The sequence below is a fragment of the Thalassotalea agariperforans genome, from assembly GCF_053470345.1.
On the sequence record NZ_JBQMWH010000003.1, the window covers coordinates 174,339 to 191,079 of the forward strand.

The following is a 16,741-nucleotide window of genomic DNA, read 5'->3' on the forward strand; positions in this document are numbered from 1 at the left end:
CAAACTGCATGGTTAACTTAATTATTTTTTATGATTAGGTTTTATCCTGCAGTTTATTCGTCTTAGTCGTTCGCTTATTCGTCAAATTAATTCATCAGGTGTTTTATCGTTATCTATGCTTTTGTCAGCATACAAAGAAGAAAATAGTGTTTTAGGCGGATAACTTGCTGCTTTAAACCTCAATAGAAATAGGATGATATTGTGTTAAATAAATATCCATTATGGAAAACATTGATGGTGCTATTTATAGTTGCCATTGGTGCTTTATACGCCTTACCTAATAAGTATGGTGAAGATCCAGCGGTACAAATTTCTGGTTTACGTGGTGTTGAAGTAAGTGCCCAAACGCTAGATTCTGTAAAATCAGTATTAGATGAAAAAAACATCAGCTATTTAAGTATGGCGCTAGATGAAGGGCAAGTGCTTATTCGTTTTTCTGATACCGACCAACAATTAAAAGCACGTGACTTAATTGACGAAAGTATTGGTGACGGTTATTCAGTTGCTATTAATCTAACGCCTGCAACACCTGATTGGTTAGCAAGTATTGGTGGTTCACCAATGAAGTTAGGTTTAGATTTAAGTGGTGGTGTTAGCTTCTTAATGGAAGTCAACATGTCGGAAGCGATTGCAAAAGCTGAAAAAAGTTTAATCGACGATTTTCGTGCCAACCTACGCAGTGAAAAAATTCGCTATCGAACAGTAAAAAAATCATCTGATGACGGTATTGATATTGTTTTTCGTAATGTCGAAGACTTAGCGGCCGCTGAAAGCTTTTTATCAGATCAAAACCGTGATTTATTGTTCACCGAAAACGAAGAAAAATTAACCCTTAATGCAAAAATGACCGAGCAAAAATTAAAAGAAACTCGTGAATACGCATTACAGCAAAATATTACCATTATTCGAAATCGTGTTAATGAAATTGGTGTTGCTGAGCCATTAGTTCAACGTCAAGGTCAAAAACATATTGTCATTGAGTTACCAGGTATTCAAGACACATCAAAAGCGAAAGAAATTTTAAACGCTACCGCTACTATTGAATTTAGAATGGTTGACCAAGACGGCGATTTATCAAGTGCATTAAATGGCCGCGTACCAGCAAGTTCTCAATTATTATATGAGCGTGATGGTCGCCCATCGTTAATTAAAAAGCGTGTTATGTTAACGGGTGATCATATTGTTGATGCGGGTTCAAGTTTTGACGAAAATGGTCGCTCACAAGTGAATATTTCACTTGATTCTGCCGGTGGTACTAAATTTTCAAACGCCACTAAAAGCAACATTGGTAAGCCAATGGCCTCAGTATTTATTGAATATAAACCAACCAATAAAAAAGATGCTAACGGTAATACCATTTTTGAAAAGCATGAAGAAATTATTTCTATTGCCACTATTCAAGCACGTTTAGGTAAAGAGTTTAGAATTACCGGTTCTGATTCTCCGGCTGAAGCGCATAACTTAGCTTTATTACTAAGAGCAGGTGCTTTAGTGGCGCCAATTCAAATTGTTGAAGAACGTGCCGTTGGTCCATCATTAGGTAAAGAAAACGTAGAGTTAGGCTTTCAAGCTATCTTAATGGGCTTTGGTTTAGTGTTTATGTTTATGCTGATTTATTACCGTGCCTTTGGCTTAGTGGCTAACATGGCATTATTATCTAACTTAGTATTAATTGTTGGCGTTATGTCGTTAATTCCTGGAGCTACCTTAACCTTACCGGGTATGGCAGGTATAGTTTTAACGGTAGGTATGGCTGTTGATGCCAACGTACTTATTTTTGAGCGTATTCGTGAAGAGTTACGTGAAAAAGGTAAGTCGGTACAACAAGCGATTCACCAAGGTTACGACTCAGCCTTTTCAACCATTTTAGATGCCAACATTACCACGTTAATTGCCGCGCTTATTTTGTTTGCGGTGGGTACAGGCCCGATCAAAGGTTTTGCGGTAACCCTATCTATTGGTATTTTAACATCAATGTTTACCTCAATTGTTGGTACACGCGCCATTGTTAACGCAGTTTGGGGTGGAAGACGCCTTGAAAAGCTTCCAATTTAATTAAGAGTGACTTAAACAATGCAAATTTTAAATTTAACTAAAACAGTCGCTTTCATGAAATATCGCAAATTTGCGATGGTGTTAAGCGCAGTATTAATGATCGCGTCAATAGCGTCATTAGCGGTCAATAAATTAAACTTCGGTTTAGATTTTACCGGTGGTACTTTATTAGAAGTTGGCTTTGAACAAGCCGCTGATCTTACTCAAATTCGCCAAGTATTAGACGAAAATACCTTTGATGATGCCGTTGTACAGTTATACGGTAGTTCGCGTGATGTGGTTATTCGTTTAGCAACTCGTGAAGACATTAAAGCAGAAATGTTAGGTAACCAAGTGCTTGATGTACTTCAAAAAGGTACTGGCCAAAATATTGAAATGCGCCGCATTGAGTTTGTTGGTGCAAGTGTTGGTGATGAACTTGCTGAGCAAGGTGGTTTGGCGATGTTAACTGCACTTATTTGTATTTTAGTGTATGTAGCTTTTCGTTTTGAATACCGCTTTGCCTTAGGCTCGGTATTTGCACTTTTTCATGATGTTTTATTAACCTTAGGTTTATTCTCATTTTTAGGCTTAGAGTTTGATTTAACCGTACTTGCCGCCATTCTTGCGGTAATTGGTTATTCACTTAACGATACTATTGTGGTCTCGGATCGTATTCGTGAAAACTTCCGTAAAATACGTGATGGTGAGCCAGAAGATATTATTGATGAATCATTAACACAAACTTTTAGCCGAACCATTATTACCTCAATTACTACCTTGTTAGTACTTGCTGCCTTATTCTTCCAAGGTGGTGCGTTAATTCATGGTTTTGCAACAGCATTATTATTTGGTGTTTTTGTTGGTACGTATTCATCAATTTATGTTGCAAGTTCTATTGCTTTAGCATTAGGTATTTCAAGAGATGATTTAATACCAGAAGTGATCGAAAAAGAAGGCGCTGATCAAGAAGAGATGATGCCTTAAGCTCGAGCTTAAAAAATAGACCTTATCTATTTTTAAAAAGGCTGTTTACTTTTAAAGTAACAGCCTTTTTTTGATCGCTACGTTTAATCGCCTTAAAGCGCTGAATGTGTTTGACTTTAGTAGTCGTTATCGCTTACAAAGAAATATACCAAAAAATAAAACAAAAGGATTTGTAATGCCCAGTATTAATGTACAACGTAGCATTAGCATAAAAGGCACTACTGATAGCGTCTTTGCCGTATTAAGTGATTTTAACCAATGGCGTATTTGGTCACCTTGGCTGATCACTGAATCTAAAGCCGAAATGACAGTGTCTGCTGACGGACAATCATACCAATGGCAAGGAGAACGTGTTGGCCAGGGCGCTATGGCATTAATATCTTCAGAGCCTAATCAAGCGTTAAATTTACATCTCACCTTTTTTAAACCATGGAAATCAACCGCACAAGTACAGTTTTATTTATCTCAACAAGGGGATGAGGTTGAAGTAACTTGGGCAATGCAAAGTAGCTTACCTTTTTTCATGTTTTGGATGAAAAACATGATGCAAGCATTGATAGGAATGGATTACGAGCGTGGTTTGCTAATGTTAAAAGACTATCTTGAAACAGGTACTGTTGCTTGTCAGTTGAGCATACAAGGAAAAACCGAATTCTCCGGCGCAACCTATCTCGGGGTTAAACGATCGTGTCTTCGTACTGAGATGGTTAAGACGATGCCGGAAGATTTTGCAAGCTTAATGAGCTTTGCAGAGCAATATCCCAGTATTGTCATTAAAAAAGCCTGTGCCATTTATCATAAGTTTGATTTGATTAGTGGCGAAGTTAGTTACACCGCAGGGCTTATTATTGACGATTCGCCAGGACACATACCTGAGCATTTTGTGTTAGGAGAAATACCAACAATGAAGGTGTTTTCTGTGATGCATACAGGCTGTTATCATCACTTAGGTAATGCTTGGTCGATGATCATGGGATTGCAACGAGCGAAAAAATTCAAGCAAGCGAAAGCTTATCCACCATTTGAGTTATACCACAATAATCCCCGAGAGGTTGCTGCCAACGAATTAATGACAGAAGTGATTTTTGCCTGTAAATAGTGTAAATAATTTAAGTCATTTAAATTAAACTTGTCATAAATTCGACTTTTTAATTTCTTAAAAAGTTAACTTTTATATTTAAATTTCAGACTAATATTAATCGTAAGTGGAGGCGCACATCGCTCAACATTAGCTATGTGCAGGGCAATAATCGCTAAAAAGTAGTGATTCAAAACCTGTACTTTTTAGCCTGTGTCATCTAAATGACATATTTCAGCAACAAAAACACAACAATTCTAAAACATTTCTGTCATTTAAAACTTCTAAGATAGCTCCGTTTTTTACTTTAATAATTATTTTCTGCGGAGCAGACCAAACATGCAAATTTTAGATTTATTTAAAGCCAGCGCTGTTGTTAGTGCTTTAGCACTTGCCGGTTGTGGCGGTGATATTAACCTTTCTTCAAACGTCGATAACTCTGTTGGTGATACCACAACAATTAACGAAGGTAGTGGTGGCAATGGTGGTTCAACACCGGTAACTGAAACATTACCAGGTAAGCCAAATAGCCAGTTAAGCTCAACGGTTTCTGCTCAAATGGGTTTTGACGTTGTTGTGCAAACACTTGATGGTGAAATTACTGAAGATACAACTTTAGTAGCAAAAACATCTACTGGCAGCCCTATTTTTTATGCAATTAATGGCGCATTAGAAGTTACTACAGCAGCCAATGCATCAACTGCTTCTCTGCAAGCATCTACACAAGCTGCGGATGACGCACCAACATTAACTATTGAACCAGGTACTGTTATTTTTGGTCAATCAGGTAATGACTATATTGTTGTTCACCGCGATGCCAAAATCATGGCAGAAGGTACAAAAACTCAACCTATTATTTTTACCTCATTACAAGATGTTAAAGGCGAAGCAACGAGTGCTGGCCAATGGGGTGGTTTAGTTATTTTAGGTAATGCACCATCAAATAAATGTCCAACAGAAGGTGAGTGTTCATTACAAATTGAAGGCGCTGCTGAAGGTGCTGTTTTTGGTGGTACTGACTGGGAAGATAACTCAGGTGTTTTAAAATACGTTGTTGTTAAATATGCTGGTTATGAAATTGCCCCTGATAACGAATTAAACGGTATTACGTTTGGTGGTGTTGGTTCTGGCACTACTGTTGATTACATCCAAGTACATGAAAATGCTGATGATGGTGTTGAATTTTTTGGCGGTGCGGTTAACGTAAAACATTTAGTATTAACGTCAAACAAAGATGACAGTGTTGATTGGGATAACGGTTTCCGTGGTAACTTACAACATGTTTACATTGAACATGCTAAAAATGCTGGTGAAGCTAACCGTGCAATTGAAGCAGATAACGACGGTTCAAATCCAGGCAAAGAGCCACAATCAAATCCAACGATTGCTAACATGACCATTATCGGTAACAACTTTGATACTGCAGATAAAGACTCTGAAGGTATTTATTTACGTGAAGGTACTGCGGCAACTATCGTTAATACACTTATTACAGGCCCTGCTGAAATGGGCGAATGTTTAGAGTTTGAAGGTGGTTCAACTGCGTCGGTTACTGTTGATAATGCAACATCTGGCAAAATCATCATGCAAAACACTATCATGGCTTGTAGCAATGGTGAAAACTTTAAAGATTCAGTTTTTACTCAAGGAACGGATGATAAGTCTGATGACACTGTTGCACTTGACCTAGAAACTTGGTTTACAGCTGAAGCGACTAACAGTGTAACTACTTCGCCATTAATCGGCAGCACAGGTATTCCTGATGCGACTTCACCATTATTAGGTGCAGGTCAAGATCCAGCAAATACTTTAGATGCATGGTTTGATTCAGTTGATTATGTTGGTGCTTTAGATGGTACAAATGACTGGCGTGAAGGTTGGGCATTTGGCTTTGGTGGCGGTGAAGTTACTGCACAAGCGGCAGTTGAAGGTTGTCCTACCGGTACTTCTTCTATTTCAGCAGTAGATGGTTCAACAACAACGTGTGAAATTTCTGGCCGTATTACCTCGGATTTAACATTAACAGCTAACAATATTTACGCATTAAATGGTGCCGTATTTGTTGGTAATGACAAAGCTGATTCTGCAACATTAACTATTGAAGCCGGAACAACTATTTATGGCCGTTCAGGTAACGACTATTTAGTAATAAGCCGTGATTCAATGATTGAAGCAGAAGGTACGGCAGCTAAGCCAATTACTTTCACTTCAAGTCAAGATATTACCGGTGAAGCGACAAGCTCAGGTCAATGGGGTGGAATTGTTTTATTAGGTAATGCAAGCTCTAATAAGTGCCCAGCTGAAGGTGAGTGTTCACTTCAAGTGGAAGGTGTAGAAGCTGGTGGTGTCTTTGGTGGCACTAATGATACCGACAGTTCAGGTACGCTTCGTTATGTTGTTGTTAAACATGCAGGTTATGAAATTGCCCCAGATAACGAATTAAACGGTATTACGTTTGGTGGTGTTGGTTCAGGTACTACTGTTGAGTACATTCAAGTACATGACAATGCTGATGATGGTATCGAGTTCTTCGGTGGCACAGTAAATGTTAAATACGCAGTATTAACTGGTAACAAAGACGACAGTGTTGATTGGGATAATGGTTACCGCGGTAACATGCAATATATCTTAGTTAAACATGCTGATAACGACGGTGAAGCTAACCGTGCGATTGAAGCGGATAACGATGGTTCAACGCCTAACAAACAGCCACAATCTAACCCAACGATTGCTAACATGACTATTATTGGTAATGGTTTTGACACAGCGGATAAAGACTCTGAAGGTATTTATTTACGTGAAGGCACTAAAGCACAGTTACATAACTTTGTGGTAACAGGTAGTGCTGGCATGGGTGAATGTTTTGAAATTGAAGGTGGTGAAACATCATCAACAACCGTTGACCAAGCTATTGCTGGCGACACAGTTATCACTAACTCAGTGTTTGCTTGTGAAGAAAACTTCAAAAACGCGACTGCAACTCAAGGTACTGATGATAAATCAGATGACACAACCTTACTTGATTTAGCTTCTTGGGTAACAAACGACAACAGCAACAATTCAACAGCTGCTGGTATGTCAGATGTACTTAACGGTTACTTCACTATTGATGCAACAGCACCATATGTTTTCAGCTCAACGGCATTTTTTGATAATGCTTCTCACATTGGTGCAGTAAGTGCTGATAACGACTGGACAGCAGGCTGGGCGGTTGGTTTAAACGACTAACAGCGAATACCAAAAGCCATCATTGCAAAAGCGATGATGGCTTATATTTTCCACTCGGCAATAGCCCCTAAATATTTAAAAATCCCTTTCTAACTGAATTACACGTTTTGAAAGGACAGAAGTATCATCCAATGATTAACCACCCTTTGAGGTTAAAGATGAAAAATAACACTTACAGTTTTAGCTTAACTAGCTTAGCTGTTGCGATTTTAGCTAGCTTTTCAAGCGTAGCTTATAGCGCAGAAGCAGAAGACGCTGCCGCAGATGAAGACAGCGCAATTGAAGAAGTGGTCGTAAAAGCCAGCCGCTTAAAAGGCACAGCAAGTGCTGTAATGGAAGAACGTAAAAACCAAGCGTTTGTTGCTGATATTTTAGGTGCTGAGCAAATAGGCCGCACCGGTGATAGTGATGCCGCAGCGGCGCTTCGACGTGTTACTGGCTTAACCTTGGTTGATGGTAAATTTATTTACGTGCGTGGTTTAGGTGAACGTTATTCAAGTACACAACTTAATGGTGCTTCCGTACCAAGCCCAGATCCTACTCGTACGGTTATACCTTTAGATTTATTCCCTGCACCGATCATTGAATCGCTATCAGTGCAAAAATCATACTCACCATCAATGCCTGCGCATTTTGGTGGTGGTAACGTTGATATCAGATTAAAAACTATCCCAAGTGATTTTCTCTTTAGTATGCAAGCAAATATTGGCGGCAACACGGATAACTTTGACGACGGCTTAACTTATAACGGCGGTGGTGATGACTGGCGTGGCCAAGATGATGGCACGCGTGCAGCACCGCAAGCGTTACAAAACTTATGGGCTAATTACCAGCCATTAAATGAATTATCACAAGCTGATAACCGTGTAATTGCTGCCGATTTATATCGTGACTACGACTCGGTTAAAGAAAGCATCCAACCTGATATGGGCGTTGACTTTACCTTAGGTAATAAGTTTGAGTCAGGCGACTTTAAGTTTGGCTTTTTAACTTCGCTTTCGTACGACAATGAATGGCAAAATAGCGAAGGTTATGAAGGACAAGATTTTCGTCAAGAGTCTGAAGGCGGTGAATGGAAGCTGGTTCGTGGTTTTGACCAAGTGAACAGTACTGAGCATTCGGTAAAATGGTCAGGTATGTTAAACCTTGGGGTTGAGTACGATCGCAACCATAGGTTAGATTTTACTTCGGTACTTTTACGTGACACGGTTGATGAAATAACCGAAAAAGTGGGTAATTCAAACAACGTAACTATTGCTGACGGACAGCGTTTACGTGACAGTGAAGTAACTTACGAAGAGCGAGAATTAATTGCTAATCAAATTTTAGGTACGCATAACTTTCCTGAATTAGGTTATTTAGGACTTGATTGGAAATATTCAGATTCACGTTCAAATCGCTATGCACCAGGCAATGTTTCAACTCGTTATATTATTGTTGATGAAGATGAAAATGGCATTTTTGACTTAATAAATGAGAGTTCATTACGTCGTGCGCAAACAGCTTCTCGTTATACCTTCCAAGATTTAAATGACGAAGTTGAAAATTACGGTTATAACCTGTCATTACCTTTATCATTTTCGAATATGGAAGTGGAGTTAAAAGCGGGTGGTAATTTTGTAACTAAATCTCGCGATGCATTTGCTAGAAGAATTGACTGGAACACTTTAGGTTTTAATAACGCCGATCTTCAAGGTCATCAATTTAATGATATTTTAACCGATGATAAGTTATTAACTTATTCATTAAACAACACCGCTAATATTATTCGTGATACTTCAGTGGATGGCGATGATTATATGTCGGGCCAAAAAATTGATGCTTATTATGGTGAAGTGGATGTTTTCATTGATAACACGTGGCGTATCAGTGGTGGTGTTCGTTGGGAAGATTTCAGACAAGTAGTTGCACCTTTAGACCCAGCGACAGGCAAGTTTGATATTCCAGCACAACCAACCACAGATGACTTAGCGGCATTAACTTTCCAAGATGACGACTACTATTCATCACTTGCATTAACATATGTGGCAAGTGAAGAAATGCAATATCGTTTCTCTTATGGCGAAACTACCGTTCGTCCTGATATCCGAGAAGTTGCGCCGGCCACTTATATTGACCCATTAACGGGTAATCCAGTTGGTGGTACACCGGGCATTGTTAGTACTTCGATTAAAAACTACGATGTTCGTTGGGAATGGTATATGGCAAGTGGTGAAAATCTATCTGTTGGTTTGTTTTACAAAGATATGATTAACCCAATTGAAGCAGTACAGTCACCTGCGCAAGATGGACCTGCGCTTATTCGTATAGCTAATGCGGATGACGGTGAAGTTTACGGTATTGAAGTTGAGTTTTTACAAGATGTTGGCGAAGACTTTTATTTATCGGGTAACGTGACACTAAGTGATTCTGAAATCAATATTGATCCGGTGCGTGTTGAGCAACAAACTGGCGTTTCAACGTCGATTACAAACACCACGCGCAGAATGACAGGGCATTCAGAATATGTGATCAACTTAAACCTAGGTTACGATGCACCAAATGGCAATCATTCAGCGACTTTAGCTTATAACATTTTTGGTGACCGCATTATTTTACCGGGTATTGAAGGCCGTGATGATGCATATGAACAGCCATTTCACTCGTTAGATCTTATCTATACATATTATCCGTCTTATTCTTCAACTTTGAAGTTTAAAGTACAAAATATATTAGATGAACAAAAAGAGTTAGAGTTTGAAAATACCTTAGTAAAAAGTGAAACCAAAGGTATAGGGTTTGATATTTCTTATAAATGGAATTTTGAATAATAAATTAAATATCTAGTTAAACGTTAAACGTTAAACAAAAGCCGATAGTGATTATCGGCTTTTTTGTTTTTACTGTTTTTTAAAAAAGGCTTATTTATCTACTGATTATGATATAACTTAAACGATAAGAAGCTGATGTTTTAACTTGATAATAAAAATGATAAAGACAAGGAATTGTTATATGAAAAAACACATTAATATTAAACATTTGCTCAGCTGTTTTTATTTGATAACTACTTTATTTACGGTTTTGTTAAGTGGCTGTAGTTCAGACAATACAATATTATCACCTGCTCAACAAGCTAAGCCAAGCGCAGAACATTTGCTGGTTAGCCCATATCAGAATACGGCGTTAATGGCTGATGCTCAGGTGCTTTTTAATCGAGAGGTTAACTTATTAACCGGTTGGAATCATGTGCCAAGCTATCCAAATGAGTTCACCAGGTTAAGTTTTCCTCATGAGTTTTATCAAGTAAGCTCTACGCACCAATCAGTGAATTATCCTTTTTCGGTAACTTTGATCAAAAAATACCATAATTGGCATCATCAACATGCTAATGGGATTACCGCAAAGTTCCCTCAATTGGTCTATGGAGGTGTTGCAGGTATTGAATTGGTTTTAAGAATAAACCGAGAGCGAAGTCACTTACCTGATCTTCAACAACTGGCTAAAATTTATCAGCCTTGGCTTGATAATGAGCAGTTAGCTAGATTAGATGATGGCAACGTGCATTTGTCGTTGTCATTAAGAAGTGCTGAAAAAGCACAAAGCCCAAGGTTTAATGCGGAATATTTTCTGACTTTAAACGTTAACAGCCAGCTTGATGCTTGGTATCACGTTTTTATACCTATAACTGAATTTATTCAATACAATGAAATTAACTATCAAAAAACAGGGTTATCAAAAGAGCAGGCGAACCCTATGGTAGTAGCAGATTTTAAATTATCGGCTGAAACACAAGGTGGTAAAGTGCTCCGCCATTTTATTAGTGATAACTATAATGAACAAGTACCAGCCGTATTCAAAGAAATTGGATTAGAAATTCAATACTTGGCAATAGTTAATAAACATCATTTATAAATAACTTTAAATGAAGCTTTTATGTTTCTTTTATGGAGATTTTATGAACTTTTAATGCTAACTGTAAGATTTTCTTAACAATACTGTCATTTAATAAATCTGCAATATTTATTAAACCTGATTGTCACATTTCCCCTTTAAAATTCACGTCATAAATTTAGCTAATTAGCGCAATTTTAAGTGCGCTAGTTATAGTCTCACTTTAAGCACCTTTATTGGCTTAAGTTAAAAGGGTAACCATATGAATTTGTCAAAACTCGCTTGTCTTACGTTGTTATGCAGCGCAAGTGCAGTATCACTGTCTTCTTTTGCACAAAATACGCAATTAGATGATGTGGTCAAAGCCGGCGAAAAAATTAATCAATCGGCAGAAAAATCACAAAAAAAGATTGATAGCATCAACGATCAAATCGTTAGCAAAATCCAACAATTTAAAACGGTTAATAAAGAAATTGATGGTTTAGCGGTATATAACAACCAAATGCAAAAGCAGCTTGATAATCAGCTTAGTGAGTTAGATGCGTTAGCTAATTCAATGGAGCAAGTGAGCATTATTGAGCGTCAAATTTCACCATTAATGTCACGCATGATTGATACATTAGAAGAGTTTGTTGCTTTAGATGTCCCTTTTTTAGCTGAAGAGCGTAGTAATCGAATTGCTAATTTAAAATCAATGTTAGAGCGAGCTGATATTGCGGTTTCTGAAAAATTCCGCCGTGTGTTAGAAGCTTACCAGGTAGAAGTTGATTATGGCCGTACTATTGAAGCCTACACAGGATTATTAACCATTGATGGCAGCGAGCAAAATGTTGATTTTTTACGCATTGGTCGTGTCAGCTTTATCTATCAAACTCGTGATGGTTCAAAAATGGGGTTATGGGATACCAAAACTAAAGCGTGGGCGGCTTTACCAGCAAGCTACCGCACCGATATCAACAAAGGTTTGCGTATTGCACGTAAGCAACTTGCCCCTGATTTAGTGGTTGTGCCATTAAATGTAACTGATGCTAGCGAATAAGTAGGAAACCATCATGAAATTATCACTCTCAACATTATTTGCCGCAGGTTTAAGTTTAGTAGCTGCCACTTCATTTGCTGCTGAAAATAAAGCGGCTAACTTAGACGAGCTATTATCAAAATTGGCCAATGGTCAGTTGGCTCAAACAGAGCAAAATAAAGCCCGTGAAGCTGACTTTATTGCTCGTAAAAATGAGCAAGAGCAATTATTAAAAAATGCCTTTGCTACTCGCGATCAACAAATTGCGTTAAGTACTCAATTGGAAAACAGCTTCCAAGAAAATGAAATCGCCTTAGGTAATAAAACTGATGCCTTAAACAAACGTTTAGGTGAGTTAAAAGAATTATTTGGTGTGTTACAACAGGTAGCTGGCGATACTAAATCAAAGTTTGAAAATTCAGTTATTTCAGCGCAAATTCCAGGCCGAGGTGAGTTTTTAGATGAATTTGCTCAATCAATGGGCTCTACGTCAAAGTTAGCTTCAATTGAAGAAATTGAAAAAATTTGGTTTGAGCTACAACGTGAAATGACCGAAAGCGCGAAAGTAACTAAATTTAATACTGAAATTGTGTTAGCTGATGGTAAAAAAGCGCAAGCTGAAGTCACCCGTGTAGGTAATTTTAACTTAGTGGCTAACAATAAGTATTTAGAGTACATCAGCGACACCAATAGTATTGCTGAGTTAATTCGTCAACCTTCAGGTCGATACTTAGATACAGCGGCAACATTGACTAAAACCAACAGTGGGCAAATTGCTTTTGCTTTAGACCCAACAGGCGGTTCAATTTTAAGTTTATTAGTGCAAGCACCTGATACACAAGAGCGTGTTGATCAAGGTGGTACTGTTGGCTACATTATTTTAGCTATTGGTTTAGTTGGTTTATTAATTGCGGCTGAACGTTTTGTTTCACTGTACTTAATTGGTGCGAAAGTTAACCGTCAATTAAAATCTGATACCGCTTCAAAAAATAACCCACTTGGTCGTGTGTTATTAGTAAAAGAAAAGCACCCTGATGCTGATACAGAAACTCTAGAATTGAAGTTATCTGAATCAATTTTACGAGAAGTACCTAAATTAACTTCACGTTTAACCATGATCAAAATTATCTCGGTTGTTGCCCCTCTAATTGGTTTATTAGGTACGGTAACCGGTATGATCAATACCTTCCAAGCAATCACCTTGTTTGGTACTGGTGACCCTAAATTAATGGCTGGCGGTATTTCACAAGCACTTGTTACTACCGTATTAGGCTTAGTGGTAGCCATTCCGATGGTATTCATTTCAACCATGTTAAATACGCGTAGCCGCAGCATTATCAATATTCTGCAACAACAAAGTGCTGGTATTGTTGCTGAGCGTTCTGAAAAAGGAGCATAAACCATGATCTGGTTCATCGAAATGATGAATGCTATTCGTGAGTTTATGGACACTGGCGGTCAAGTGTTGACCGTCATCGCCTTGGTTATCGGCTTAATGTGGTTATTAATTTTCGAACGTATGGCGTTTATTTTATTTGGCTATCGTCAAATCAGAAAAGCAACTTTAGACACTTGGTTTAATCGCGAAGAGCGTAGCTCATGGAATGCCATCCATATTCGTGAAGCTTTGGTATCACGTGGTTCAGCGCAATTAAATCAGAATATTGCGCTTATTCAAAGCTTAGTGGTGTTATGCCCGCTATTAGGTTTAATGGGCACAGTAACCGGTATGATCGAAGTATTTGATGTGATGGCAATTTCAGGTAGCGGTAATGCTCGCTCAATGGCTTCAGGGGTATCTCGTGCCACTATTCCAACAATGGCGGGCATGGTTGGCTCGTTATCTGGAGTATTTATGGTGACTTGGTTCCAGCGTAATGCTAAACGCCAAACTGAATTATTAGAAGATAAATTAGTGATGAGCCACTAGCGCTTATCACTTAACAAAGTTAAGGGTTAAACATGAGATCGCAATTATCAAAAGTATTGCAAGAGCAAGAAGAAGCAGAAGAAATTAATATGACTCCGATGTTGGATGTTGTTTTTATCTTATTGATCTTCTTTATTGTTACTGCCTCATTCGTGAAAGAAGCGGGTATTGAAGTTAATCGTCCAGAAGCGGCTACTGCCGTAAAAAAAGAACGCGCTAATATTTTAGTGGCGATCAGTGACAAAGGTGAAATCTGGATCAATAAACGTAAAGTTGATGTGCGAACAGTACAAGCAAATATTGAACGTTTAAAAGCTGAAAACCCACAAGGTACTGTGGTAATTCAAGCTGATAAAAAAGCGACTACCGATGTCTTAATTAAAGTAATGGATTCAGCTCGAGCTGCGGGCGTGTTTGATGTTTCAATTGCCGCTGATGATGCTTAAGACTTTTGTGAGGTTAAATAAATGAAACATGCAGTTAACCGATATTTAGTAGCAATAGGTTTGGCAGTTGCCATGACTATTGCCTTGTTATGGGGTATGCAAACGTTAATTGCTGGTGGTAATGAAGCGTTATCGGAAGCACCTAAAGGCAACGTTTTAGACTTTATTCGTTTAAAGAAAGAAGAAACGGTTGCCAAAAAAGAGCGTAAACCACAAAAGCCACCAAAACCACAAACACCGCCGCCGCCAATGCAGCAGCCACAAATGAGCAACAGTAACCCTAATGTTAATGCGGCTTCAACCAGTTTTTCAGCTGACATTCAAGCGGATACTGGGTTAACTGGTGGTTTAAGTTTAGGTAGTAGTGATGGTGAATATTTACCTATTGTTAAAGTTGCACCTATTTACCCACGACGTGCGCAATCACGTGGTATAGAAGGGTATGTGATTGTTGAATTTACCGTTTCAAAAACGGGAGCGGTTGTTGACCCTGTGGTGGTTGAAGCTAATCCTGAAAGTATTTTTGATCGAGCCGCGCTTGATGCCGCTTTAAAGTTTAAATATAAGCCACGAGTTGTTGACGGTGAGCCTATGGAAGTGGCGGGCGTGCAAAATAAAATATCATTTGAGATTGACGGTTAATTTGTTCATTAATAACTTGGTCAGCAAGTTAACCTTTAGATAAAAGATTTGGAGAAAAACATGATTAATCGTCTACCAAAAGCGGTTATTGCTTTATCACTCGCCAGTGTACTCACCGTATTACCTGGCATAGTGGCAACACCTTTTAGTGCGGTTGCTTATGCTGAAGAAGCGTCTAAACAGCGCAGTTCAAAAAAAGTGCCTGCGATGCGTAATCGAGTTTATGCTCAATTAGCACGGGCACAAAAATTATCAGATGAAGGTGATAAAATTGCTGGTTTTGAAGTGCTTGATGAAGTTAAAGATCGCATTGACCAACTAAATAGCTATGAACAGGCCATGTTATATAATTTTTATGGTTTTATGTATTACGCTAATGATGAGTTGGCCAATGCCATTGATAGCTTTGAACAAGTGATTGCCCAAGAAGCTATTCCTGAGTCATTGTATTTATCAACAACCTATTCGTTAGCGCAGTTGGCTATGCAACAACAAGACTACGCTAAAGCGTTGAAGTTTTTGCAACAGTGGCAAGCATCTAACACTAAAGAGTTAACGGCCAGTCAGCATATTGTTTTTGCACAAGTATATTATCAAGATAAAAACTTTGATCATGCATTAAAACACGTTAACGAAGCGGTAGCTCTGGAACAAGCCGAAGGTGGTATTGCTAAAGAACAATGGTTAATTTTACAACGAGCGGCATACTACGAGCTAAAACAACCTGAAAAAGTAACCGAAGTTATGGAGCAGTTGGTTAAATATTATGAAAAGCCAGCTTATTGGTTACAACTTGCGGGTATGTACGGCGAAATAGGGCAAGAAGCTAAACAACTTGGTGCTATGGAAACCGCTTGGCAAGCTGGTTATGTAACAAAAGAAAGTGACATTGTTATGTTAGCTCAGCTTTATCTATTCAATCAATTACCGTATAAAGCCGCGGCCTTGTTAGATGAGACTATTGCTAAGGGTATTGTTGTTGCTGATGAAAAACGTTTAGAGCTGATGGCGCAAGCGTATATGTTGGCAAAAGAAGATGAAAAAGCGATCCCAGTATTAATACAAGCGGCTGAAATTGCCGAAACAGGTAAGTTTGATGCTCAACTTGCTCAAAGTTATTTAAACTTGGAAAAGTGGCAATTAGCTATCGACTCAGCAAAAAAAGCCCTTGCTCGTGGTGAGTTAGAAAACACTGGTAATATGTTTTTAGTATTAGGCATGGCTAACTTTAATTTGAAAAAATTTGATGACTCGTTAATTGCTTTTAATAGCGCCCAAGAAGTACCTGATACGGCAAAAACGGCAAAGCAGTGGACAGCTTATGTGACCAAAGAGCAAGGTTATCAACAGCAGCTGGCATTAATAAATCAGTAGCTAAGCTTACGAGTTTTTCTCGAAACTACAGCGGTAACAACAGGGGGCATAGTATGCCCCCTTTTTTGGTTTTGATAAAAGTAGCATTGGTGAGCAGGCAATGAATAGCTATGTTAAGAAAAGCTTTGTTAAAT

At 38.4% G+C, this 16,741-nt stretch carries 12 protein-coding genes; all 12 read left to right on the forward strand.

The annotated features are described in order from the left end of the window. The first annotated feature begins 201 nt into the window (after positions 1-201). The 12 genes from secD to ACSLUO_RS06150 all read left to right on the forward strand — a co-directional run bounded on the left by secD (position 202) and on the right by ACSLUO_RS06150 (position 16,607). Positions 202-2,055 (forward strand): protein translocase subunit SecD, encoded by a 1,854-nt coding sequence (gene secD / locus ACSLUO_RS06095; protein ID WP_448247104.1) that lies wholly within the window; start codon positions 202-204, stop codon positions 2,053-2,055. 18 nt (positions 2,056-2,073) lie between these two features. Then, complete coding sequence (gene secF, locus ACSLUO_RS06100; protein WP_448247106.1) at positions 2,074-3,021, forward strand: protein translocase subunit SecF; 948 nt, start codon at positions 2,074-2,076, stop codon at positions 3,019-3,021. 175 nt (positions 3,022-3,196) lie between these two features. Continuing rightward, entirely contained in the window at positions 3,197-4,120 is a 924-nt protein-coding gene (locus ACSLUO_RS06105) for an SRPBCC family protein (protein WP_448247108.1), read from the forward strand. A 318-nt stretch (positions 4,121-4,438) separates the two neighbouring features. After that, positions 4,439-7,327: a beta-helix domain-containing protein gene (locus tag ACSLUO_RS06110; RefSeq protein WP_448247109.1), complete on the forward strand. Its 2,889-nt coding sequence runs from the start codon at positions 4,439-4,441 to the stop codon at positions 7,325-7,327. Between the two features lie 158 nt (positions 7,328-7,485). Next, entirely contained in the window at positions 7,486-10,137 is a 2,652-nt protein-coding gene (locus ACSLUO_RS06115) for a TonB-dependent receptor domain-containing protein (protein WP_448247111.1), read from the forward strand. 181 nt (positions 10,138-10,318) lie between these two features. Beyond that, on the forward strand, positions 10,319-11,218 hold the full coding sequence (locus ACSLUO_RS06120; RefSeq protein ID WP_448247113.1) for a hypothetical protein: 900 nt from the start codon (positions 10,319-10,321) through the stop codon (positions 11,216-11,218). A gap of 241 nt (positions 11,219-11,459) precedes the next feature. Next, positions 11,460-12,236 carry a DUF3450 domain-containing protein gene (locus tag ACSLUO_RS06125; RefSeq protein ID WP_448247115.1) on the forward strand — a complete coding sequence of 259 codons (777 nt, stop codon included), beginning with the start codon at positions 11,460-11,462 and terminating at the stop codon, positions 12,234-12,236. A gap of 13 nt (positions 12,237-12,249) precedes the next feature. Continuing rightward, positions 12,250-13,614, forward strand: coding sequence for a MotA/TolQ/ExbB proton channel family protein (locus ACSLUO_RS06130; RefSeq protein WP_448247117.1), 1,365 nt, complete (start codon positions 12,250-12,252; stop codon positions 13,612-13,614). 3 nt (positions 13,615-13,617) lie between these two features. Continuing rightward, positions 13,618-14,145, forward strand: a complete 528-nt coding sequence (locus ACSLUO_RS06135; RefSeq protein ID WP_448247119.1) for a MotA/TolQ/ExbB proton channel family protein — start codon at positions 13,618-13,620, stop codon at positions 14,143-14,145. Positions 14,146-14,177: 32 nt separating this feature from the next. After that, a complete protein-coding gene (locus tag ACSLUO_RS06140) occupies positions 14,178-14,591 on the forward strand; it encodes an ExbD/TolR family protein (RefSeq protein ID WP_448247121.1) in 414 nt (137 codons plus the stop codon). Between the two features lie 21 nt (positions 14,592-14,612). Beyond that, complete coding sequence (locus ACSLUO_RS06145; protein ID WP_448247122.1) at positions 14,613-15,233, forward strand: energy transducer TonB; 621 nt, start codon at positions 14,613-14,615, stop codon at positions 15,231-15,233. Between the two features lie 60 nt (positions 15,234-15,293). After that, a complete protein-coding gene (locus ACSLUO_RS06150) occupies positions 15,294-16,607 on the forward strand; it encodes a tetratricopeptide repeat protein (RefSeq protein ID WP_448247124.1) in 1,314 nt (437 codons plus the stop codon). Positions 16,608-16,741: the final 134 nt, after the last annotated feature.

Excerpts from the sequence above, each read along its gene's own strand:
- ACSLUO_RS06130 (WP_448247117.1), top strand. The coding sequence starts at position 12,250 with ATGAAATTATCACTCTCAACATTATTTGCCGCAGGTTTAAGTTTAGTA.
- ACSLUO_RS06115 (WP_448247111.1), top strand. The coding sequence starts at position 7,486 with ATGAAAAATAACACTTACAGTTTTAGCTTAACTAGCTTAGCTGTTGCG.
- ACSLUO_RS06105 (WP_448247108.1), top strand. The coding sequence starts at position 3,197 with ATGCCCAGTATTAATGTACAACGTAGCATTAGCATAAAAGGCACTACT.
- ACSLUO_RS06125 (WP_448247115.1), top strand. The coding sequence starts at position 11,460 with ATGAATTTGTCAAAACTCGCTTGTCTTACGTTGTTATGCAGCGCAAGT.
- ACSLUO_RS06110 (WP_448247109.1), top strand. The coding sequence starts at position 4,439 with ATGCAAATTTTAGATTTATTTAAAGCCAGCGCTGTTGTTAGTGCTTTA.
- ACSLUO_RS06140 (WP_448247121.1), top strand. The coding sequence starts at position 14,178 with ATGAGATCGCAATTATCAAAAGTATTGCAAGAGCAAGAAGAAGCAGAA.
- secF (WP_448247106.1), top strand. The coding sequence starts at position 2,074 with ATGCAAATTTTAAATTTAACTAAAACAGTCGCTTTCATGAAATATCGC.
- ACSLUO_RS06120 (WP_448247113.1), top strand. The coding sequence starts at position 10,319 with ATGAAAAAACACATTAATATTAAACATTTGCTCAGCTGTTTTTATTTG.
- ACSLUO_RS06150 (WP_448247124.1), top strand. The coding sequence starts at position 15,294 with ATGATTAATCGTCTACCAAAAGCGGTTATTGCTTTATCACTCGCCAGT.
- ACSLUO_RS06145 (WP_448247122.1), top strand. The coding sequence starts at position 14,613 with ATGAAACATGCAGTTAACCGATATTTAGTAGCAATAGGTTTGGCAGTT.
- ACSLUO_RS06135 (WP_448247119.1), top strand. The coding sequence starts at position 13,618 with ATGATCTGGTTCATCGAAATGATGAATGCTATTCGTGAGTTTATGGAC.